This is a genomic window from Agrobacterium sp. El2ro-1b (assembly GCF_048298475.1).
Lineage (GTDB): Bacteria > Pseudomonadota > Alphaproteobacteria > Rhizobiales > Rhizobiaceae > Agrobacterium > Agrobacterium fabrum.
Genome location: NZ_CP103458.1, coordinates 1 through 21,952 on the forward strand (window position 1 = coordinate 1; position 21,952 = coordinate 21,952).

At 59.2% G+C, this 21,952-nt stretch carries 20 protein-coding genes and 1 pseudogene; 12 read left to right on the top strand and 9 right to left on the bottom strand.

The window, feature by feature from the left end; genetic code table 11:
• Positions 1-7 precede the first annotated feature (7 nt).
• Positions 8-1,461, top strand: a pseudogene (gene dnaA, locus NYR50_RS00005) (chromosomal replication initiator protein DnaA); the annotation flags it as partial.
• A 76-nt stretch (positions 1,462-1,537) separates the two neighbouring features.
• Here the strand turns inward: dnaA and hemW are convergent.
• Genes hemW through rph form a run of 3 tightly spaced genes read right to left on the bottom strand, consistent with a single transcriptional unit; the run spans position 1,538 to position 4,121 of the window.
• Positions 1,538-2,737 (bottom strand): radical SAM family heme chaperone HemW, encoded by a 1,200-nt coding sequence (gene hemW / locus NYR50_RS00010; protein ID WP_092770521.1) that lies wholly within the window; start codon positions 2,735-2,737, stop codon positions 1,538-1,540.
• 5 nt (positions 2,738-2,742) lie between these two features.
• Positions 2,743-3,387, bottom strand: coding sequence for an RdgB/HAM1 family non-canonical purine NTP pyrophosphatase (gene rdgB, locus NYR50_RS00015; protein WP_418136391.1), 645 nt, complete (start codon positions 3,385-3,387; stop codon positions 2,743-2,745).
• Between the two features lie 17 nt (positions 3,388-3,404).
• Positions 3,405-4,121 carry a ribonuclease PH gene (gene rph, locus NYR50_RS00020; RefSeq protein ID WP_006310174.1) on the bottom strand — a complete coding sequence of 239 codons (717 nt, stop codon included), beginning with the start codon at positions 4,119-4,121 and terminating at the stop codon, positions 3,405-3,407.
• A 136-nt stretch (positions 4,122-4,257) separates the two neighbouring features.
• Between rph and hrcA the strand changes: the two genes are divergently transcribed.
• Together hrcA and grpE are read left to right on the top strand one after the other, a co-directional pair.
• Positions 4,258-5,349, top strand: coding sequence for a heat-inducible transcriptional repressor HrcA (gene hrcA, locus NYR50_RS00025; protein ID WP_006310175.1), 1,092 nt, complete (start codon positions 4,258-4,260; stop codon positions 5,347-5,349).
• A gap of 113 nt (positions 5,350-5,462) precedes the next feature.
• Complete coding sequence (gene grpE, locus NYR50_RS00030) at positions 5,463-6,098, top strand: nucleotide exchange factor GrpE (protein WP_006310176.1); 636 nt, start codon at positions 5,463-5,465, stop codon at positions 6,096-6,098.
• An 82-nt stretch (positions 6,099-6,180) separates the two neighbouring features.
• Here grpE and ptsN read toward each other — a convergent pair whose 3' ends face one another.
• The 6 genes from ptsN to lptC form a co-directional block, all read right to left on the bottom strand.
• Positions 6,181-6,642 (bottom strand): PTS IIA-like nitrogen regulatory protein PtsN, encoded by a 462-nt coding sequence (ptsN, locus tag NYR50_RS00035; protein WP_418136392.1) that lies wholly within the window; start codon positions 6,640-6,642, stop codon positions 6,181-6,183.
• Positions 6,643-6,724: 82 nt separating this feature from the next.
• A complete protein-coding gene (gene hpf / locus NYR50_RS00040) occupies positions 6,725-7,297 on the bottom strand; it encodes a ribosome hibernation-promoting factor, HPF/YfiA family (protein WP_010970823.1) in 573 nt (190 codons plus the stop codon).
• Between the two features lie 233 nt (positions 7,298-7,530).
• Positions 7,531-9,075 (bottom strand): RNA polymerase factor sigma-54, encoded by a 1,545-nt coding sequence (gene rpoN, locus NYR50_RS00045; protein WP_418136393.1) that lies wholly within the window; start codon positions 9,073-9,075, stop codon positions 7,531-7,533.
• A 152-nt stretch (positions 9,076-9,227) separates the two neighbouring features.
• Entirely contained in the window at positions 9,228-10,037 is an 810-nt protein-coding gene (gene lptB / locus NYR50_RS00050) for an LPS export ABC transporter ATP-binding protein (RefSeq protein ID WP_006310180.1), read from the bottom strand.
• A 9-nt stretch (positions 10,038-10,046) separates the two neighbouring features.
• A complete protein-coding gene (locus NYR50_RS00055) occupies positions 10,047-10,610 on the bottom strand; it encodes an LptA/OstA family protein (RefSeq protein ID WP_418136394.1) in 564 nt (187 codons plus the stop codon).
• Between the two features lie 13 nt (positions 10,611-10,623).
• The gene (lptC, locus tag NYR50_RS00060; RefSeq protein WP_111805780.1) at positions 10,624-11,289 is read right to left on the bottom strand and encodes an LPS export ABC transporter periplasmic protein LptC; all 666 of its coding nucleotides are present in this window, start codon (positions 11,287-11,289) and stop codon (positions 10,624-10,626) included.
• A gap of 233 nt (positions 11,290-11,522) precedes the next feature.
• Between lptC and sppA the strand changes: the two genes are divergently transcribed.
• The 9 genes from sppA to mutS all read left to right on the top strand — a co-directional run bounded on the left by sppA (position 11,523) and on the right by mutS (position 21,899).
• Positions 11,523-12,476: a signal peptide peptidase SppA gene (gene sppA / locus NYR50_RS00065; protein WP_418136395.1), complete on the top strand. Its 954-nt coding sequence runs from the start codon at positions 11,523-11,525 to the stop codon at positions 12,474-12,476.
• Between the two features lie 26 nt (positions 12,477-12,502).
• Positions 12,503-12,805, top strand: a complete 303-nt coding sequence (locus NYR50_RS00070; protein ID WP_003493505.1) for an integration host factor subunit beta — start codon at positions 12,503-12,505, stop codon at positions 12,803-12,805.
• A gap of 66 nt (positions 12,806-12,871) precedes the next feature.
• Positions 12,872-13,213: a LapA family protein gene (locus NYR50_RS00075; protein ID WP_174006809.1), complete on the top strand. Its 342-nt coding sequence runs from the start codon at positions 12,872-12,874 to the stop codon at positions 13,211-13,213.
• 93 nt (positions 13,214-13,306) lie between these two features.
• Entirely contained in the window at positions 13,307-14,440 is a 1,134-nt protein-coding gene (locus NYR50_RS00080; RefSeq protein ID WP_174006812.1) for a class I SAM-dependent methyltransferase, read from the top strand.
• Positions 14,437-15,297, top strand: coding sequence for a TrmH family RNA methyltransferase (locus NYR50_RS00085; RefSeq protein WP_418136396.1), 861 nt, complete (start codon positions 14,437-14,439; stop codon positions 15,295-15,297). Before NYR50_RS00080 ends, NYR50_RS00085 begins: the two co-directional genes overlap by 4 nt.
• Complete coding sequence (lspA, locus tag NYR50_RS00090; protein ID WP_003520075.1) at positions 15,297-15,785, top strand: signal peptidase II; 489 nt, start codon at positions 15,297-15,299, stop codon at positions 15,783-15,785. The genes NYR50_RS00085 and lspA overlap by 1 nt, the downstream gene beginning before the upstream one ends.
• A gap of 55 nt (positions 15,786-15,840) precedes the next feature.
• On the top strand, positions 15,841-18,081 hold the full coding sequence (locus NYR50_RS00095) for a hybrid sensor histidine kinase/response regulator (protein ID WP_418136397.1): 2,241 nt from the start codon (positions 15,841-15,843) through the stop codon (positions 18,079-18,081).
• A 94-nt stretch (positions 18,082-18,175) separates the two neighbouring features.
• Positions 18,176-19,057: a GNAT family N-acetyltransferase gene (locus NYR50_RS00100; protein ID WP_174007601.1), complete on the top strand. Its 882-nt coding sequence runs from the start codon at positions 18,176-18,178 to the stop codon at positions 19,055-19,057.
• Between the two features lie 190 nt (positions 19,058-19,247).
• Positions 19,248-21,899, top strand: a complete 2,652-nt coding sequence (gene mutS / locus NYR50_RS00105; RefSeq protein ID WP_418137312.1) for a DNA mismatch repair protein MutS — start codon at positions 19,248-19,250, stop codon at positions 21,897-21,899.
• Positions 21,900-21,952: the final 53 nt, after the last annotated feature.

Genomic DNA, 21,952 nt, shown 5'->3' on the forward strand with positions numbered 1-21,952 from the left:
ATGATGCATGATGCGCTGTTTGAACGTTTTAGCGCGCGGCTCAAGGCACAGGTTGGTCCCGAGGTCTATGCAAGCTGGTTTGCACGGCTCAAACTCCATACCGTTTCGAAAAGCGTCGTCCGCTTTACCGTTCCGACGACCTTTCTGAAGTCCTGGATCAACAACCGTTACATCGATCTGATCACCAACCTCGTCCAGAGCGAGGATCCGGATGTGCTGAAGGTGGAGATTCTTGTCCGCTCGGCCAGCCGTCCGGTTCGCCCGGCGCAGACTGAAGAACGGGCGCAGCCTGTTCAGGAGGTTGGTGCGGCTCCGCGTAACAAGTCCTTCATTCCGTCGCAGTCCGCGACAGCGCCTGCGGCTCAGCCTATGGCGGCGCAGGTGACCCTGCGTCAGGGTGGTTCCGGGCCGCTGTTCGGTTCGCCGCTTGATACGCGCTTTACCTTTGATACCTTTGTCGAAGGGTCATCCAACCGTGTTGCCCTTGCGGCGGCAAAAACGATCGCCGAAGCCGGTGCTGGCGCCGTGCGCTTCAATCCGCTGTTCATTCATGCGGGTGTCGGCCTCGGCAAAACACATCTTCTGCAGGCCATTGCCAATGCAGCCATCGACAGCCCGCGCAATCCGCGCGTGGTCTATCTGACGGCCGAATATTTCATGTGGCGTTTTGCGACTGCGATCCGCGACAATGACGCGCTGACGCTGAAGGACACGCTGCGCAATATCGACCTGCTCGTTATCGACGACATGCAGTTCCTGCAGGGCAAGATGATCCAGCACGAATTCTGCCACCTGCTGAACATGCTGCTCGACAGCGCCAAGCAGGTCGTGGTTGCGGCTGACCGTGCGCCCTGGGAGCTGGAGTCGCTCGATCCGCGCGTCCGTTCCCGTCTTCAGGGCGGTATGGCGATCGAGATCGAAGGTCCCGATTACGACATGCGCTACGAAATGCTCAACCGTCGCATGGGCTCGGCGCGTCAGGACGATCCGTCTTTCGAAATTTCGGACGAAATCCTGACCCATGTGGCCAAAAGCGTGACGGCGAGCGGTCGCGAGCTTGAAGGCGCCTTCAACCAGCTGATGTTCCGGCGCTCTTTCGAGCCGAACCTCTCGGTTGACCGTGTCGATGAACTGCTGTCGCACCTCGTTGGCAGCGGTGAAGCCAAGCGTGTCCGTATCGAGGACATTCAGCGCATCGTCGCCAGGCACTATAATGTGTCGCGGCAGGAGCTGGTCTCCAACCGTCGCACCCGCGTCATCGTCAAACCGCGCCAGATCGCCATGTATCTGGCAAAGATGTTGACGCCGCGCTCGTTTCCCGAGATCGGTCGCCGTTTCGGCGGTCGCGACCATACCACGGTTCTTCACGCGGTGCGCAAGATCGAGGATCTGATTTCCGGCGACACCAAGCTCGGCCACGAGGTTGAGCTGCTGAAACGCCTGATCAACGAAAACAACGCATAAAAAAGAAGCGGCCTTCGGGCCGCTTTTTTATTGGTTCCTCGTTTATCGGGTGCAAGCGCGGATGGCGCTGGCCTCAGCAGGCGAGATCGGCCACCACGGCATCCAGAATAAGCATGCCTGAAGGCGTGCAGCGCAGGCGGGAATTGCCGAGCCTTTCCACGAAACCGTGCTGGAGAAGAAACTCCTCCTTTTCCGGGTCGAGGTCGCGGCCGGAAAGATCGCTCCAGCGGGCGAGATCGATGCCTTCGCGCAGGCGAAGGCCCATCAGCAGCAATTCATCTGCCTGTTCATCGACACCGAGCAATTCCTGATCGACCATGCCATGGCCTTCCCGCTCTACTGTTTCGAGCCAGGTCTCGGGGTGCCGCTCGGTGGCGGTGGCGAGCTTGGAAGCGCCCCGCGTCAGGCGTCCATGCGCACCGGGGCCGATGCCGGCGTAATCGCCATACCGCCAGTAGGTGAGGTTATGGCGGCTTTCGGCGCCGGGCCGGGCATGATTGGAAACCTCATAGGCGGGCATGCCGTAACGCTCGGTGATTTCCTGCGTCGCTTCATAAAGCACGGCCGAATGCTCGCCATCCGGCACGATGAGCTTGCCGGCCTTGTGGAGGCCATAAAAGGGCGTGCCTTCCTCGATCGTCAGCTGGTAGAGCGACAGATGGTCGACGGCATAGGAGACAGCCTCCTTCAGTTCGGCATCCCATTCGGCCACCGTCTGGTTCGGGCGGGCGTAGATGAGATCGAATGACATGCGCGGAAAAATCTCCCGCGCCAGCCGGATGGCTTTCAAGGCATCGGCGACATCATGCAGGCGGCCGAGGAATTTCAGGTCGCGGTCATTCAGCGCCTGCACGCCGAGCGAGACACGATTGACGCCTGCCGCGCGATAACCGCGAAAGCGTTCCGCCTCGACGCTGGAAGGGTTGGCTTCCATGGTGATCTCGATACCATCGGGCACGTGCCAGAAGCGAGAGACGCCATCGAGAACCGCACCCACTGTCTGCGGGTCCATCAGCGACGGCGTACCGCCACCCATGAAAATGCTGGTAACGACGCGCGGGCCGCTGAGCGTCCGCATATGTTCCATTTCACGCAGGAAAGCCGCCGTAAACCGTTCCTGATCCACTGGCCGGTGGCGGACATGGCTGTTGAAATCGCAATAGGGGCATTTGGCCGCGCAGAACGGCCAGTGCAGATAGATCCCGAAGCCGGGATCGCCCGTATCCGGCAGAAGCGATGCGCCGGGGGCAGAAAGTTGGTGCTCCCCGACCATTGGGTTCATGCCTCCAGGCAGGTTTCTACGAATTTTTTGAACGCCCGGGCGCGGTGAGAAAGTGCGAAAGCGTCGCCATGTTTCCAACCGTGTTTTTCATCCGCGCTCATTTCGCCGAATGTGGTGTCATATCCCTCGGGTTTAAAGATGGGATCATAACCGAAACCGCTCGTACCGCGCGGCGGCCACACGACAGTGCCTTCGACCTCGCCACGGAAATATTCGACATGCCCATCCGGCCAGGCCAGGCAGAGCACGCTGACAAAGCGGGCTGTGCGATCTTCCGGCTTGGAGGCTCCGCGCTCGGCCAGCGCATCCTCGACCTTCTGCATCGCCATGGCGAAATCGCGCGTGCCATCGGCCGTCTCCGCCCAATTGGCGGTATAGACACCGGGTGCACCATCGAGCGCGTCAATCACCAGGCCAGAATCGTCAGACAAAGCCGGCAGGCCGGACGCCTTCGCAGACGCAAGCGCCTTGATGGCGGCATTTTCCTCGAAGGTGGTGCCCGTCTCATCCGGCTCCGAGAAGTTCAACTCCGCCGCCGATTTGGCGGAGAAGCCGAAAGGCCCGATCAGATCGGCGATTTCGGCGATCTTGCCCTTGTTGTGGCTGGCGACGACGATCGTTCTGGTATCGAGCTTGCGCATGGTGCTTTCCTGTCGGCTCAGGCGATTGCCTGTTTCTGAAGGGCAACCAGTTCGCTGCAACCGGCCTTGGCAAGACCGAGCAACGTCAGGAACTCTTCCTCGGAGAAGGGCGCACCTTCCGCCGTTCCCTGAACCTCGACGATGCCGCCGGAACCGGTAATCACGAAATTCGCGTCGGTCTCGGCGGAAGAGTCTTCCAGATAATCAAGATCGATCACCGGCTGCTTGGCGAAGATGCCGCAGGAGATCGCGGCGATATGGTCCTTCAGAACCTTCTCGACCTTGATCATGTTACGGGTTTCCATCCACTTCAGGCAGTCATGCAGGGCAATCCATGCACCGGTAATGGAGGCGGTGCGGGTGCCGCCATCTGCCTGAATGACATCGCAGTCGATGCTGATCTGGCGCTCGCCAAGGGCCTGCAGGTCAACGACGGCGCGCAGCGAGCGGCCGATGAGGCGCTGGATTTCCTGCGTGCGCCCGCCCTGCTTGCCGGAAGCAGCCTCACGCTTCATGCGCTCATTCGTGGAGCGTGGCAGCATGCCGTATTCTGCGGTGACCCAGCCCTTGCCGCTGTTGCGCAGCCACGGCGGCGTCTTTTCTTCAAGGCTTGCGGTGACGAGCACATGCGTGTCGCCGAATTTCACGAGACAGGAGCCTTCAGCATGTTTCGAGAAATTGCGCTCGAAGGAAACCTTGCGCATCTGGTCGGTTTTTCTGCCTGAAGGCCGCATATGATCCACTCTCCATGTTGGTTCCTGCCTTCTAAGGTGCGCTCCGGGCTTTTGCAAAGCCAATTTCCGTTTTGCCCCGGCGTTGCAACGCATTATATTGGCGTAAAGTAGATTTGGACGATAAAGAACGGACAAGATGGGTTTTTCAGCACCGCTTTCAAAAGATCAGGCATCGCTGCTCGATGAGCGGTCGCGGGAAATTTTCCGGCGCATCGTCGAAGGTTATCTCGATACGGGCGAGCCGCTCGGATCGCGCAGCCTGTCGCGGCTTTTGCCGATGTCGCTTTCCCCGGCCTCCGTCCGCAACGTCATGAGCGACCTGGAGGAGCTTGGTCTCATCTATTCGCCGCATATCAGCGCCGGACGCCTGCCCACGCAGACGGGGCTGCGCTTCTTCGTGGATGCCTTCATGCAGGTAGGCGATCTGCCTGCCGACGAGCGGGCGAATATCGACCGTCAGATCGGGCCGGTCGCGGGCCACGAACAGTCGCTGGAAGGTTTGCTGACGGAAGCGAGCCGCATGCTCTCAGGCATGTCGCGCGGGGCTGGTCTCGTGCTGACGGCCAAGAATGATGTCATCCTCAAACATGTCGAATTCATCAGGCTCGAGCCCACCAAGGCGCTTGCCGTGCTGGTCGGCGATCACAATCAGGTCGAAAATCGTATCATCGAATTGCCGGCCGGCATCTCCTCCTCGCAATTGACCGAGGCGGCGAATTTCATCAATGCCCACCTGTCCGGACAGACGCTGCAGGAGCTGCGCGGGCAGTTCCAGACCCAGCGTACGGAGTTGCAGTCGGAACTCGGCATGCTGGCGCAGGATCTCGTGGAGCGAGGTCTCGCTATATGGGCGGGTGATAATGAGGAAGGCAAGCTTGGCCGGCTCATCGTTCGCGGCCGCTCCAACCTGCTCGAGGGCCTTGCCGGCGAGGAAGATATCGATCGGGTCCGCATGTTGTTCGACGATCTCGAGCGTAAGGAAAATCTGATCGAAATCCTCAACCTGGCCGAAAGCGGTTCAGGCGTCAGGATTTTCATCGGTTCGGAAAACAAGCTGTTTTCGCTCTCCGGTTCCTCTCTCATCGTTGCGCCCTATCGCGATGAGGAAAATCGAGTCGTGGGTGCTGTCGGCGTCATCGGGCCCACCAGGCTGAACTATGCCCGTATCGTACCGATGGTCGATTATACCGCGCAGATCATGGCGCGCCTTTCCCGTAAACAAAGATAGGACACATCGGCAAGATCAGAGAATGCGGCAAGCTTTTTGCCGCAAGCCTTGATTTTTGCGCGTCAAAGCTCGATATCGGGCCCAACCACTAACAGTCTAATCTGGAGAACGTCATGACCGACGATACAAAAAAGCCCGGACCTGACGCGGACGTCGCGGAAGAGTTTGTCGATCCTGCCCAGGCAGGTGAAGAACAGGCCGAAACGGCAGAGCCCGATCCGGTGGAGCTGCTCAAGGCTGAGAACGCCGATCTGCGCGATAAATTCCTCCGCCTTGCCGCCGAGATGGACAATCTTCGCCGTCGCACCGAGCGTGACGTCAAGGATGCCAAGGCCTATTCGCTGGCCGGCTTCGCCCGCGACATGCTCGCCGTTTCCGATAATCTTCGCCGCGCGCTGGAAGCCATTCCGGACGAACTCAAGACCAATGGCGAAGCCGGTCTCAATGGCCTGATCGAAGGCGTGGAAATGACCGAGCGCTCGATGCTGTCGACGCTGGAGCGCCACGGTGTGAAGAAGATCGACGCCGAAGGCCAGAAATTCGACCCGAATTTCCATCAGGCCATGTTCGAAATTCCGAACACGGCGGTTCCCAACAACACCGTACTTCAGGTCATTCAGGCCGGTTTCACCATCGGTGACCGCGTTCTGCGCCCCGCCATGGTGGGTGTCGCCAAGGGCGGCCCGAAGGCTGAGGCCTCCGCATCGGCCGAACCGGGCACGTCGTCTCTTAATGAAAAGGACGCGTGAGGCATTTATCCTTCCGTAATAAAAAACGCGCCTTCAGGGCGCGTTTTTTTATTGCCGTTGAACTGAGAGGATGTGCCTGGGATCAGGCCGCCGTTGCCTGTTCCTGATTGAGGAAAGCGTAGATTGCCGTGTCGGAATCGGTGGCGCGCAGCTTGGTCACCAGTTCAGGATCGCGCAGCGCCCGCGCAATGCGCGATAGCGCCTTCAGGTGATCCGCGCCGGCGCCTTCTGGCGCGAGCAGCAGGAAAACCAGATCGACCGGCTGGTCGTCCAGAGCTTCGAAATCGACCGGCGTTTCAAGACGTGCGAAGACGCCGGTGATCTGATGAATGCCGTTGAGCTTGCCATGTGGAATGGCAATGCCATGGCCCACACCGGTGGAGCCGAGTTTCTCACGCTGGAGGATGACGTCGAAAACTTCCCGTTCCGAGACCCCGGTAATTCTGGCTGCCTTTGCGGCCAGCTCCTGAAGCAACTGCTTTTTGGAATTCACCTTGAGGGCGGGAATAATCGCATCTTGTTGCAGCAAATCTGCCAACGCCATTCTCTTTTTCCTTCATGCCATCGAGACGATGCAGGAGGCAGATGCGCCTTGGCGCTCTGCCTCCCACGTCTTGTCAGACTGTTCAGCTCTTGATCGTTTCCGCGTCGATCCAGCCAATATTGCCGTCATGACGTCGGTAAACGATGTTGAGATATTCCTTGCCGGGGCTGCGGAACAGCAGAACCGGCTCGTCTGTCATGTCGAGCGCCATCACGGCGCTGGCGACTGACATTGTCTTAATCTGCTTCGAACTCTCCGCCACAATGGTGGGTGCGTAATCTTCGGGGACCTCGTGGTCCTCATCGGGAACAGCATCCATCACCGTATAGGCGATTTCCGGCAGCGCGCCGTTCGAACCACTGTGATGGTCCTTCAGTTTGCGCTTGTAACGACGCAGGCGCTTCTCGATCCGCTCTGCGGCAGCATCGAAGCTGGCTTGCGGATCGTTCGCCTGACCCGCCGCATGCAATACGACGCCGGTATCGAGATGCAGCTTGCAATCGGCCGCAAAACGCGATCCGGACTTCTCCACGGTTACCTGGCCTGAATACCCCCCATCGAAGTATTTGGTAACTGCCAGACCTATATTGTCCTCAATCCGCTGACGGAAAGATTCACCGATCTCCATATGTTTACCAGATACACGCACACTCATGGAAATTTTCCTTTTTGTAGTGATTTGCGAGTACCAGCTTACGTCAAGCCGAGCGCGCATCCAAGCGTTTCGAAGACCTTAAAAAGCCCTCATTCGAATTTTACGCCCATGGACGGAGGAGATTATTCCGTTACAAATGACCTTGCTGACGTGTGCGGCGGGCTTCTAGCCCCTGCCGTGACAAGAGTCAATGGTGCGGCAAAAAACCGCCGCAAACGTGATCACCGGGTTGCTCAGAAGGCGGAAAGTTTCGCCATCGCTTTCTTCTCCCGGCGCCTCTGCACAGAGGAGGGGATATTCATCGCCTCGCGATATTTGGCGACGGTGCGGCGGGCGATATCGATGCCGCTCTTTTTCAGATTGTCGACGATATCGTCGTCGGAAAGAACGGCCTCAGCGGCTTCCTGCGTGATCATCGCCTTGATGCGGTGACGCACTGCTTCCGCCGAATGGCTGTCGCCGCCTTCCACCGCGCTGATCGATACGCTGAAGAAATATTTGAGCTCGAACAGCCCGCGCGGCGTTAGCATGTATTTCTTCGACGTCACCCGGCTGACGGTGGATTCATGCATCTTGATGGCATCGGCCACCGTCTTGAGGTTCAGTGGGCGCAGCTGGTCGACACCGTTGATGAGGAAGGCGTCCTGCTGGCGCACGATTTCGCTCGCCACCTTCATGATCGTCCGGGCGCGCTGGTCAAGACTGCGTGTCAGCCAATGGGCCGTCTGCATGCATTCGGACAGAAAATCCTGATCCTCTCCTGCGCGCGCCTTATGTTTTGAAACCTCCGCAAAGTAGCTCTGGTTGATGAGCACACGCGGCAGGGTATCGGGATTGATCTCCACCAGCCAGCCACCGGTGGAGGAGGGGCGGACGATGATATCAGGAACGATGGTTTCCGAAACCATCGAATCGTAACCCGCTCCGGGGCGCGGATTGAGCGTCCGGATTTCCGCCAGCATGTCGAGAAGGTCTTCTTCATCGACGCCGCAGAGTTTTTTCAAGGAGGCGAAATCGCGTTTCGCCAGAAGCTCGAGATTGTCGACAAAAGCCCGCATGGCCGGATCGAGCCGGTCCTTCTGTGCGAGCTGGATCGCCAGACATTCACTCAAGGACCGGGAAAAGATGCCCGGCGGATCAAAGCCCTGAAGCGTCTTCAGAACGTGCTCGACCGCCGATGGGGTAGCACCCAGCCGTTCGGCAACGTCGTCGACGGCATCCGCGGCGATATAACCGGTCTCATCGAGCTGGCCGATCAGCGCATCGGCGATCATCCTGTCCTCGGCGGCGGAGATGGCGAGCGGCAGTTGCTGATTGAGGTGGTCACTGAGGCTTTGTCGGGCCGCCACGAAATCGTCGAGGTCGTAGCTTTCTCTGGACTCCTGCCCGGGCATGGATTTCCACTGGCTTGCGAGTTCGGGCGCATCGGCCTTTCTTGGTTCGCCATCATCGGGAAAGACGTTTTCGAAGCTGGTGTCCAGCTGCTCGCCAAGATTTGCGGCGCGCTCCCCGTACCAGTCATCGCTGTCGGGCGTTACCCTGGTGGCCGCATCCGAAGCTTCAGCGTCGCCGAAATTATCGACATCGACAGGAGTATCGCTGCCCAAATCGCCATCGTTTGCTGCAATTTCCAGCAGCGGATTGCGCTCCACCTCCTGCGCGATGAACTGCGTCAGCTCGAAATGCGTCATCTGAAGCAGCTGGATGGACTGCATCAGTTGCGGTGTCATCACGAGAGACTGGTTTTGACGCAGCAAAAGGCTGGCAGACAATGCCATGGCGGACGCGAAACTCCCCTTACAGCTTCTCCATAGCCACAGTTTTCATAAATTTTGCGGAGGAGACAGAACTTGGCCCAAAAATTGCTTTTTTATCTTGTTTGGTCAAGCGTCAGGGCGGGGCGCGATGAAGAATCTTTCGCGCCCTATCGTTAAAGGCTGAAATTATTGCCGAGATAGAGACGGCGTACGTCCGGATTGTTGACGATGTCGTCAGGACGTCCATGCGTCAGCACTTCGCCGGCATGGATGATATAGGCGCGGTCGATGAGGCCGAGCGTTTCACGCACATTATGGTCGGTGACGAGAACGCCAATGCCGCGTGCGGTCAGATGCCTGACCAGATTCTGGATGTCGCTGACCGAAATCGGATCGACGCCCGCAAAGGGCTCATCCAGCAGCATGAAGGTTGGATCAGTCGCGAGCGCGCGCGCGATTTCCAGACGCCGGCGCTCGCCGCCCGAAAGCGCCACGGCCGGCGATTTGCGCAGTTGCGCAATATGGAACTCTTCCAGGAGTTCGTCGAGCTTGCGGTTGCGCTTGGCGGCATCCGGTTCATGCACTTCCAGCACGGCGCGGATGTTTTCCTCGACCGTCAGCCCGCGGAAAATCGAGGCTTCCTGTGGCAGATAACCGACACCGAGACGAGCACGCCTATACATCGGCATGCCGGTCACATCGTTGCCATTGATGGCGATCTTGCCGCTATCGACAGGCACCAGGCCCGTGATCATGTAAAAACAGGTGGTCTTGCCGGCGCCGTTCGGGCCAAGCAGCCCCACGGCCTCTCCACGGCGCACGACCAGTGAGACGCCGTTGACGACACGACGGGTATCATAGGTCTTAGTCAGGCCATGCGCGATCAACGTGCCCTGGTAAGGGGTTTTGTCGGCCGGTGAGGCGGCGTCTGCGGAACGGTTGCGTCCGCCGCCGAGAATTTTTGAGATCGAAGGTATCTTCACGAGGAAAGACTACTGTTTTTTCTGGGATTTCGGATCAAGCATGATCCGAACAGGGCCGCCGCAGCTTTCGAGCTTTGCCTGCCCCGTATTCATGAGAACGGTCAGTTTGCAGCCGGTGAAGACATTGGTGCCTTCGGACAGGACTACTTGCTTGCCGGTCAGAATGAAGGTCTGCGCCGCCATGTCGAATTCGCCGTGATCGGCCGTGGCCTTCTGGGTCTCGGAGGTCAGGTAGACGTTGTTGTCGACGAAGATTTTCTCGATATTGGCATCACCGCTGGTGAGCGAGGAGCCCTGACCCTTGTAGTTCACCGTCATCTTGCCGGCCTGAAGGGTGGTCGTACCCTGCACAACCTTTACGTTGCCGGTAAAATAGGCCTTACGCTCCTGATCGCGAATCTCGAGCTGATCGCTTTCAATGGCGATCGGCTGGTCGCCGGAGAGCTTGACGCCCTGCATGCTGCTAGTCGTGTTCTGGGCGAAAGCCACAGTTGCAAGACACAAAAAAACAAGACCTGCGGCTGTAAGGCCTGCGGTTCTGCCAAGGGAAACGGGACGGGAAACTTGCATCATCTGGACCGGGCTCTCACTTGGCTTCATTTTTGATATTGGATGCAGCGATACGTGCCCGTACCTGCCCCGAAAATGTAATCGTCTTGCCATTATCGGCGATATCAATCGATTGCGCAACAATGGCACCGTCGTTTGTTTTGATCGAAACGGGCTCTTTGCTGCTCATTTTTCCGGCCTTCAGATCGACATCCGCAGACTGGAACTTCGCTTGTATGCCATTGCTGAGATTGATGTCAAAAGGCGCAGTCATCTTCAGCGTGTTGGTGGAGCGGTCGAAAATGCCTTCCTGGGCGATAACCTGCGCGACGCTGTCATTCACAGGCACGGCGGCCAGCACTTTTTCGAGCGTCATCAGGTTCGGGTTGGCGATATCCTGCAACGCGCGGTCGGCGTTCATGGAATAATCTATACCCTTTTCGTTGCGGCCCGCAACGGCGGGCTTTTCCATCACGATCTTGCCGTCTTCTATCCGCGCGCTTTCCAGCGAAACCTTTTCGGGCGCCCAGGTGCGGATGACCGAAACGGCGATGAAGGCGAGCGAGATGACGGCCGCGCTGAGCGGCAGAATGATCTTCAGCCGCTTTACACGCGCGGAATGCCGCAGCGCGGTGTCATAGGCGCCGTTCTGGTCATTGGGCAGCGAAAATGCTGGCGCGGGTTCACGGAGTCGTTCGAGCATAGGAGTAGGTCCGGAATGCTTCACCGGCGCCTTCTGGCGCGCAATCGAAGCTTGTGTCTTTATCTAAATGTGTTTGGCACGAGTGCTTTGTCCTGCCAATATGGTTTTTGTCTGGAGAGGTGCAAGGGAAATGCGAATTTTATCGTAATTCTGGTTTCTTTATTGTTTCCTTGCGGCTTCGCGTTAGAAGAACCATATGGCCTGAAACGCACGGGCGGACGACAGAGGTTTCTATGGATAATATGGCGATAGCTGATCGCAGGCGTTTGCGCCGCAAGCTGACTTTCTGGCGGATTGCCGCCGTTCTCCTGCTCGTCGCCGGCGCCTTCGGTCTTTACCGGTTTTTCTGGCAAGGCCCGCAGCAAAGCGCAAAACCCCATATCGCCCGCATCGAGGTCTCCGGCCTGATCACGGACAATACGGAACTTCTCGAGCGGCTCGACAAGATCGCCAAGAGCGATAATGTCAAAGGCTTGATCGTCTCGATTTCCTCACCCGGCGGCACAACCTACGGCGGGGAGCGCATCTTCAAGGCTATTCGAGGCGTCGCGGAAAAGAAGCCCGTTGTCTCGGATGTACGAACGCTCGCCGCTTCCGCAGGTTATATGATCGCATCGGCAGGCGACGTCATCGTTGCCGGCGAAACCTCCATCACCGGCTCGATCGGCGTGATCTTCCAGTACCCCCAGATCGGCCAGCTGATGGAAAAGCTCGGCGTTTCGCTGCAGGAAATCAAGTCGTCACCGATGAAGGCCGAGCCTTCTCCGTTCCATGAGGCGCCGGAAGAGGCAAAGACCATGATCCGCGCCATGGTGATGGACAGCTACGGCTGGTTCGTCGACCTCGTTGCCGATCGCCGCAAATTGCCGCGCGAAGAGGTGTTGAAACTGGCCGATGGGTCGATCTTCACCGGTCGGCAGGCGCTTGCCAATAAGCTGGTCGACACGCTCGGCGGCGAAAAGGAAGTTCGCGCCTATTTCGAAACCCGTGGTGTGGCCAAGGATTTGCCGATCGTTGAATGGCGCGCGCCGTCCTCGAATTCGCCTTTTGCGCTTTTCAGTGTTGCGCAAATAGCGAAACTTCTGGGATATGACGATTTAATTCCCTTCGCAGGCCCCAGCCAGCTCGGTGCGGACAAGTTGTTTCTTGACGGTCTTGTTTCCGTTTGGCAGGTTGAGCCGCGTTAAAAATCCAATTCTTTCAGGGGGCAACCGTGATCAAGTCTGAACTGGTGCAGATCGTTGCTGCGCGTAACCCGCACCTTTATCACCGCGACGTGGAAAACATCGTCAATGCGGTGCTGGATGAAATCACCGATGCCCTGGCGGCGGGAAATCGTGTCGAGCTTCGTGGTTTCGGCGCATTTTCGGTGAAGAACCGTCCGTCCCGTTCGGGCCGGAACCCGCGTACGGGTGAGTCGGTTTTCGTCGAGGAAAAATGGGTGCCTTTCTTCAAGACGGGCAAGGAACTGCGCGAGCGCCTGAACCCGGGTATGGGCGACGAAGAAGACGATTGATCGTTCTTGACGCCTGGCGACTGAAAAGGAGCCGGCGGAACACCCGCAGCGATGGAGTATTGTCGGATGTCTAAAAAAATCATCAACCTCATCATCCTGCTTCCGCTGGCGATCATCCTCGTCATCCTGTGCGTGGCCAATCGTCAGTCCGTGACGCTGGCGCTCAATCCATTCCGGCCGGACGATGGCGTTCTGTCCTTCACCGCGCCGTTTTTCGTTTTTCTGTTTCTGGCGGTCATTTTTGGCGTTCTCATGGGCTCGGCGGCCACATGGTTCACGCAGGGCAAACATCGCAAACGTGCCCGTATCGAAGCGAAAGAGGCCGTTCGCTGGCACGACGAGGCGAACCGCCAGAAGGCGGCCGCCACCGGGCAGCTGCCGCATGCGGGACAACTCCCGGCAAAGTGATGGTGGCGACAGCCGTTCCGGCTCTAGTCGAGCGGCGTGCGGAATGCTATTTGCTGGCGCAATAAGACGCGGGCAGAAGCGGAAAGATTTCCATTGAAGAAAAAAGACAGCCGGCCGGGCAATCGTGCGCGTGCCGGGAGCGAGAAAAAACAGGTCCATGCCGCAAAGCCGGCGCGCCGCGCGGACGCCGCGCCGAAAAAGCGCGAGCCTGATGCGGTGCGCATCGTGCAGAAAGCCGCGCCGAAGGAAAAAACCGTCGTGGCGGCTGCCGTTGAGCAAGTCCCCGCGCGCGCACTTATGCAGCGCACCGGTCAATTGCCCGCAGAACAGGTTCCTGTCATTCTGGAATCGAGCGGCGCGGGTGATTTTCACCTGATCGACAGTGGTAACGGCCTGAAGCTTGAACAATATGGTGATTACCGCGTCGTTCGTCCCGAGGCGCAGGCGTTGTGGCGGCCATCGGTTCCCGACCGCGTATGGCAGAATGCCGACGCCATTTTTACCGGCGATACGGATGAGGACGGCATGGGCCGCTGGCGTTTTCCGAAGGACGCGCTTGGCGAAACCTGGCCTCTCTCCCTGCTCGGGGTTGAATTTCTCGGTCGTTTCACGGCGTTCCGCCATGTCGGCGTCTTTCCGGAGCAGATCGTGCATTGGGAATGGCTGAAAAATGCCGTGGAGACCGCCGACCGGCCGCTGAAAGTACTGAACCTCTTCGGTTACACCGGCGTCGCCTCGCTGGTTGCGGCGGCTGCCGGTGCCGAAGTCACCCATGTCGACGCCTCCAAGAAGGCGATCGGCTGGGCGAAGGAGAACCAGGCTCTCGCCGGGCTCGAACAGGCGCCGATCCGCTGGATCTGCGAAGACGCGATGAAATTCATCCAGCGGGAAGAACGTCGTGGCAGCACCTACGACATCATTCTCACCGACCCGCCGAAATTCGGCCGCGGCACTCATGGTGAGGTCTGGCAATTGTTCGACCATCTGCCGCTGATGCTTGATATCTGCCGGGAAATCCTGTCGCCCAAGGCGCTCGGTCTGGTGTTGACCGCCTATTCCATCCGGGCCAGCTTCTATTCGATGCATGAGCTGATGCGCGAAACCATGCGCGGTGCCGGCGGTGTCGTCGCATCCGGCGAACTGGTCATTCGCGAAGCCGGGCTTGACGGCAAGACGCCGGGCCGCGTGCTTTCCACATCGCTGTTCAGCCGCTGGGAGCCGAAATGACGAAGGACATGCGCGAAAACACCACGCGCCGGGTTGGCCAGGTCAAGGAAGTGACGAGCCTTGCCAATCCCATCATCAAGGACATCAAGGCGCTCACCCAGAAAAAGGGCAGGGAAGAGACCGGCACCTTCATGGCTGAGGGCCTGAAGCTGGTCATCGACGCGCTTGAACTCGGCTGGACGATCAAGACGCTGGTTTACGCCAAGGCCGCCAAGGGCAAGCCGCTGGTGGAGCAGGCGGCGGTCAAGACCGTTGCGTCAGGTGGTCTGGTGCTCGAAGTCAGCGAGAAGGTCATCGCCTCGATCACCCGCCGCGACAATCCGCAGATGGTCGTCGGTATTTTCGAACAGAAATGGAAGCCGCTGAAGGATATCCGCCCTAAAAAGGGCGAGACCTATATCGCGCTCGACCGGGTGCGCGATCCCGGCAATCTCGGCACCATCATCCGCACGGCGGATGCGGCCGGCGCCTCGGGCGTCATTCTGGTGGGCGATTGCACTGATCCCTTTTCGCTGGAAACGGTGCGCGCCACCATGGGCTCGGTCTTTGCCACCCCCATCGCCCGTGCTTCGGTTGAGGAATTCCTCTCCTGGAAAAAATCGGCTCATGTCAGCGTCGTCGCCACACATCTTGCCGGTTCCGTGGATTATCGAAAGATCGACTACGCCGGCAAACCGGTCGTGATTTTGATGGGCAACGAACAGTCTGGCCTGCCGCCGGAACTGGCCGGCAAGGCGGACCAGCTGGCGCGCATTCCCCAGCAGGGCCGTGCCGATAGTCTCAACCTCGCCATCGCAACCGCTGTCATGCTGTTTGAAGCACGGCGACACCTCCTCGAACTTGCACCGGTGACGTAATGGCCAAAGCGGCATTGTTCTCGAAATTCGGCCCGGCTTTTGCGCTGATCGTCGCCGCACTGGTGCTGGATCAGATCGTCAAGCAGCTGGTCGAGGCCTATCTGCCGTTGCAGGAGATGGTTCCCGTTGCGCCGTTTCTGGCGCTTTACCGCACCTATAATCTCGGCGTCGCCTTTTCGATGCTGGAAGACATGCACGGCTGGTTCATCGTCAGCATGCGCCTCGTCATCGTGGTCTTCGTTCTGTGGCTCTGGCGCAAAACGGCGGCTGACCGGACCTTCGCCCATCTCGGTTTTGCCTTCATCATTGCAGGTGCTGCCGGCAATCTTCTCGACCGCTTTTTTTACGGTCACGTCATCGACTATATCCTGTTCCATACGCAGACATGGTCGTTCGCGGTGTTCAATCTGGCTGATAGTTTCATAACCATCGGTGCAGCCTGCGTCATTCTCGATGAATTTCTGCACGCCCGGACGGCCAAAAAGTAAAATTTTAGCGTTTCAGCCAAACATATCAAAACCGCTGCCGTGGTAGCGGTTGTGTATGAGCGAACTGGCACGACTTCGGCAAAAAGTTTCAGATGGTCTCGGCCTAGCCGCCCCAGCGGCGGATCCTGACGACAAGACAACGCGCCTTACGAACGAGGAACATGCCAGCGATGTCAGGGCGGTTGCGCTTTATGTCGCCGTTTCGCTATCGGTGGGGGCCTTCACCGCCGCCCTGATCGCACTTGCGGTGCCGTATGTCGTCACCGTCACGCTCGCCTGTTTTTTTGGCGCGGTGCTTATGGGTGCCCTGTTCTATGCGCTGTTCGGCAAATCTTTCCCGCTTCCCGGCACGCTGCCCGCGGATTATTCGGATGTCCGGCTGCGGCAAACGCAAAACCGGTCGCTGATTGCCGAAATGCAGGAGTCCATGGGCGATATCGTTGTGATCCGCAACATGAACCGGCGCATCGTCGAGGCGAACCGCGTTTTTCGTGAAATGACCGGCTGCACGTCGCCGGAAGGTTTGAGCTGCGAGGAGATCGGCATTGCTTTCCGCCCGGGTGACAGGGTCCATGCCTATGATGTGGAGATTGCGACCCCGTTCGGTCAGCGCATCTTCTCCTGGCACGATGTGGTAACCCGCGATCTCGCAAGCAGCCGTCTCATGATCAGCAGTATCGCAAGAGACGTGACCGAAGAACGGCTTGCGCTGGCCGAACGGGAAGATGCCCGCCTGCGCGCCGAAAAAGCCGATGCCGAAAAGGCGCGGCTCCTTGCCACAGTCAGCCATGAAATCCGCCTGCCGCTCTCCGGCATGCTCGGCATGAACCACCTTCTCTCGCAGACGAAGCTCAACCAGGAACAGCGCAATTATCTGGATGGCATGAAACAGTCCGGTCAGTCGCTGGTGCAGCTTGTCGAGGATCTCCTGGATTATTCGACCATGGAAGCCGGCCGCTTCAGGCTCAATCCGCGCGCGGAAAACCTGCGGCGGCTGATCGAGAGCATCGTGGAGATGCTGGCCCATCGCGCCCATGAAAAGGGCATCGAAATCGCCTCCTTCGTCACGCCTGACGTGCCTGATTATCTCGATTTCGATCCGGCAAGGCTGCGCCAGGTCCTGTTCAATCTTATCGGCAATGCCGTGAAATTCACGCAGGTGGGCGGGGTCGTCATCCGGGCGCGCATGGCTGACGGCGAATTGCAGATCACCGTCGAAGATACCGGCCCCGGTATGAGTGAGGCGGAGCAGGCCCGCATCTTCGGGGAGTTTGAGCAGGCCGGGCCGCTGTCGCAACGAAGCGCCGGCACGGGTCTCGGCCTTGCGATCTCCGCCCGCATCGTTCGGGAATTCGGCGGCAACCTCACGGTGTCGAGCCGCAGGGGTGAGGGCAGCACCTTCAAGCTGGTGTTCCGCCCGGGCAGGGCTCCCGCCGAGATGCCGGATTCCGGCCGGAGACATTGCCTGCAGCACACCAACGTCCTGCTGATTGCGCCGGAGGGTGTGGCGGCGGCGGTGACGATGGAAGCCATCGAGGCTTTCGGTGGCAAGTGTATTCTCATCCATCAGCCGCAGGATCTGGACAGGCTCAGGAATGGCCCTGCCAGCCGGACCGCCGATCTCACCGACATCATCGTCGATCTGCGTATCTCGGCACTGTTCAGGGATGCCCTGCGGGATTGGCCGCAGCAGACGATCCGCCGTACGCTGCTCGTCAGTCCCGAAGAGCGGGCTTCGACCACCCATGCGTCCTTCGACGCCTGGCTGATCCGCCCCCTGCGTGAAAAATCCCTGATCGATGTGCTGTGTGGCCGCCTGCGCGGCATAGAGCGGCGGGACGCGATCAACGATAACCACCCTGATGTGGGATTTTCGTCAAGGGTGGTGGAAGGGGTAAGCGGCATCGAGATACTCGTGGCCGAAGACGATGCGGTCAATGCGCGCATCATCCGGGTTGTCCTGGAAAAAAGCGGCTATATCGTCCGTGCCGTCGACAATTTTCAGGCCCTGCAGCAATCGCTGGCGTCGGGTGCGTCCCGCCTGCCAAATCTCATCGTCTCCGATCTTAATATGCCGGGCGGTGAGGGCCTCGACGTGTTGCCGGACCTCCTCGGTAAGCTGAAAGATGAAAGAAATATTCCCGTCATCATTCTCAGCGGGGACGCCGGTGAAGGGACCGCCCAGATACTGCTGAAGGCCGGTGCAGGCGCTGTTTTGGCCAAGCCCGCCGACCCGCGCCGGCTGGTTGAGGAAATCCGTCGCCTACTGGAGGCGAAACGCGTGTTGTCATCATAACTTGACAGACTCGCGTTGGCGGCATTTTGTCACTATTCTGTCGCGAATTAGTGATTTATGACAGGAAAACTCTTTGGTGGCGGAGCGATTCCCCATGGTTGCCGAAATCTTCAATCACGACATTTGTGAAAATAATGTTGTCATTAGTCCTCGTTCCGAGACAGCTCAGGACAATGAGGGTCTTTTCGGCCGTATCGGCACGCTGGAAACACGGCTTGCCAGAAATGAACGTGAAATCGATGCCGCGCAATCCGTGCGCTACCGTGTCTTTGTCGAGGAAATGAAGGCGCGCCTTCCTGCCGAAGCGATGCGCCGCAAGCGCGACGTCGACGCCTGGGACAGCGTCTGCGACCACCTTCTCGTGCTCGACAAGTCGATTGAAGGCGATAGCGAGGACCAGATCGTCGGCACCTATCGTTTGCTGCGGCAGGAAACGGCGATCGCCAATAATGGCTTCTATTCCGCCAGCGAATTCGATATCGCTGGGCTCGTCGCGCGCCATCCGGGCAAGCGTTTCATGGAGCTTGGCCGTTCCTGCGTGCTGCCGGAATATCGCACCAAGCGTACCGTCGAGCTTCTGTGGCAGGGCAACTGGGCCTATGCCGTAAAACACCGCATGGACGCCATGATCGGCTGCGCTTCCTTCCCCGGCGTGCAGCCGGAAGCACATGCGCTGGCGCTGTCCTTCCTGCACCATAATTGCCTTGCAAAGGGAGAGTGGGAAGCGGTCGCTTTGCCCGAACTCTATCATGAAATGGACCTCGTGCCGGTCGAGGCGCTCAATACCCGCAAGGCATTGAATGCCATGCCGCCGCTGATCAAGGGTTATATGCGTCTTGGCGCCATGTTCGGCTCCGGTGCGGTCGTTGATCATGCTTTCAACACCACCGACGTCCTGGTGGTTCTGCCGGTATCGTCCATCGCCGGCCGCTATATCAGCTATTATGGCGGCGAGGCCGAACGCATCAACGGCTGACCGGGTTTTGATCGAGGCCATCAGGATGTTCCTGTGGGCAGCGTTGCCGTGTGTGTTGTGTTGGGGCGGGCAATGCCGCTAGTGTCGGCGCTCCTTTTCCGCAACACGATATGACATCGGCAGGCCATTGACGGACGTTCTGACAACCGCTTCCCTGATCTCGGAAGAGAGCCGCGCGACGGCCACTCCGATGATGGAGCAATATATCGAGATCAAGGCGAACAATCCCGGTTCGCTGCTGTTTTACCGCATGGGCGATTTTTACGAATTGTTCTTTGACGATGCGGTCGAAGCCTCCCGCGCGCTCGGTATCACGCTGACGAAACGTGGCCAGCATATGGGGCATGATATTCCCATGTGCGGCGTTCCCGTTCACGCGGCGGACGATTATCTCCAGAAGCTCATCCTGCGCGGTTACCGTGTCGCCGTCTGCGAGCAGATTGAAGACCCGGCTGAAGCGAAGAAGCGCGGATCGAAATCCGTGGTCAAGCGTGATGTGGTGCGGCTCGTCACGCCCGGAACGCTCACTGAAGAAAAGCTGCTGTCGCCGACGGAATCCAACTATCTGATGGCGCTTGCCCGTATTCGCGGCAGTGCGGAGGCGCAGTTCGCGCTGGCCTGGATCGATATTTCCACCGGCGTCTTCCGTCTGGCGGAAACCACGCTGACGCGGCTTCTCGCCGATATCTGGCGTATCGATCCGCGAGAGCTGATCGTGGCCGACAGCCTGTTCCACGATGAGGAACTGCGGCCGGTTTTCGATGTACTGGGCCGCGTCGCGGTGCCGCAGCCGGCCATACTCTTCGACAGCGCCGTGGCGGAAGGCCGCATCGCGCGTTATTTCAACGTCTCGACGCTCGATGGTTTCGGCACGTTTTCGCGGGTGGAAATGGCCGCTGCCGCTGCCGCGGTGGCCTATGTCGAAAAGACCCAGATTGCCGAGCGCCCGCCGCTTGGTGCGCCGGAACGCGAAAGTGCGGCATCGACGCTTTTCATTGATCCTGCCACCCGCGCCAATCTGGAACTGGTAAAGACGCTGTCAGGCGACCGGGACGGATCGCTGCTGCACGCGCTGAACCGCACGGTCACAGGAGGCGGTGCGCGGCTTCTGGCCGAGCGGCTGATGTCGCCCTTGACTGATCCGGAAAGGATCAATGCCCGTCTCGATGCCGTGGCCTATCTCATCGATGACGTCGCCCTCTGCGATGGCCTGCGCGACGCGCTGAAACATGTCGCGGATATGCCGCGCGCGCTTTCCCGGCTTGCGCTGGAACGTGGTGGCCCGCGCGATCTTGGCGCTATCAGGCAGGGTCTGGTTTCGGCGGAAAAAATTGCAATCATTCTCGACGGTGGGCTGCTGCCGGATGAGCTGGCGACAGCTCTCAGGGATTTGAACGCCCTGCCCGGGGCTCTTGAGGCGATGCTTGGCTCGATGCTCGCCGACGATCTGCCGCTATTGAAACGTGACGGCGGCTTTCTGCGTGAGGGTGCCAATCCCGAACTCGATGAAGTGCGGGCGTTGCGCGACCAGTCGCGCCGTGTGATTGCCGGTCTGCAACTCAAATATGCCGATGAGACCGGCATCAAGTCGCTCAAGATCAAGCACAACAATGTGCTTGGTTATTTCATCGAGGTGACGGCGGGCAATGCCGATGTGATGATGGCAACGGATGAGGCCAAGGCGCGCTTCATCCACCGCCAGACCATGGCGGGCGCCATGCGCTTCACCACCACAGAGCTTGCCGATCTCGAAAGCCGCATCGCCAATGCCGCGGCCGAGGCTCTGACCATCGAGCTGGAAGCCTTCGAGCGCATGGTCAAGGCCGTGGTGCAGCAGGCGGAAGCAATCAAGGCCGGTGCGCTGGCACTTGCGGTGATCGATGTCGCCTCAAGCCTTGCCCATCTCGCCACCGAACAGGCCTATTGCCGTCCGATCGTCGATGCCTCCATGACCTTCGCGATCACAGGCGGGCGTCACCCGGTGGTCGAACAGGCTTTGCGGCGGCAGTCCGCCGGCCCGTTCATCGCCAATAATTGCGATCTGTCGGCAATTGATGGCGGCAAGAACGGTGCGATCTGGTTGCTGACCGGCCCCAACATGGGTGGTAAATCGACCTTCCTGCGCCAGAATGCGCTGATCGCCATTCTCGCCCAGATCGGTTCCTTCGTGCCGGCCGAGGCCGCCCACATAGGCGTCGTTGACCGGCTGTTTTCCCGCGTCGGGGCCTCCGACGATCTGGCGCGCGGCCGCTCGACCTTCATGGTGGAGATGGTGGAAACCGCCGCCATCCTCAATCAGGCAACGGATCGCTCGCTGGTCATCCTGGACGAGATCGGCCGTGGCACGGCAACTTTTGACGGACTTTCGATCGCCTGGGCGGCGGTGGAGCATCTGCACGAGGTCAATCGTTGCCGTGGTCTCTTCGCCACCCATTTCCACGAACTGACGGTACTGTCGGAAAAACTCGGCCGCCTTTCCAATGCCACGATGCGGGTGAAGGAGTGGGAAGGTGATGTCATATTCCTGCACGAGGTCGGGCCGGGTGCCGCGGACCGTTCCTACGGTATTCAGGTCGCGCGTCTCGCGGGCCTTCCGGCATCGGTGGTGGAGCGTGCCCGTGAGGTACTGACGAAGCTCGAGGATGCCGACCGCAAGAACCCGGCCAGCCAGCTGATCGACGACCTGCCGCTATTCCAGATTGCCGTGCGCCGCGAGGAAACCCGCAAGGCCGGCCCATCGAAGGTGGAGGAGGCTTTGAAGAGGTTCAACCCGGACGAAATGACACCGCGTGAGGCGTTGGACGCGCTTTATGCCTTGAAGAAAGAACTTGGCAAGACTTGAAGAGATACAGTGCCTGTCCATCGCCTTTAAAATTCTTTATAGGACACTCCCAT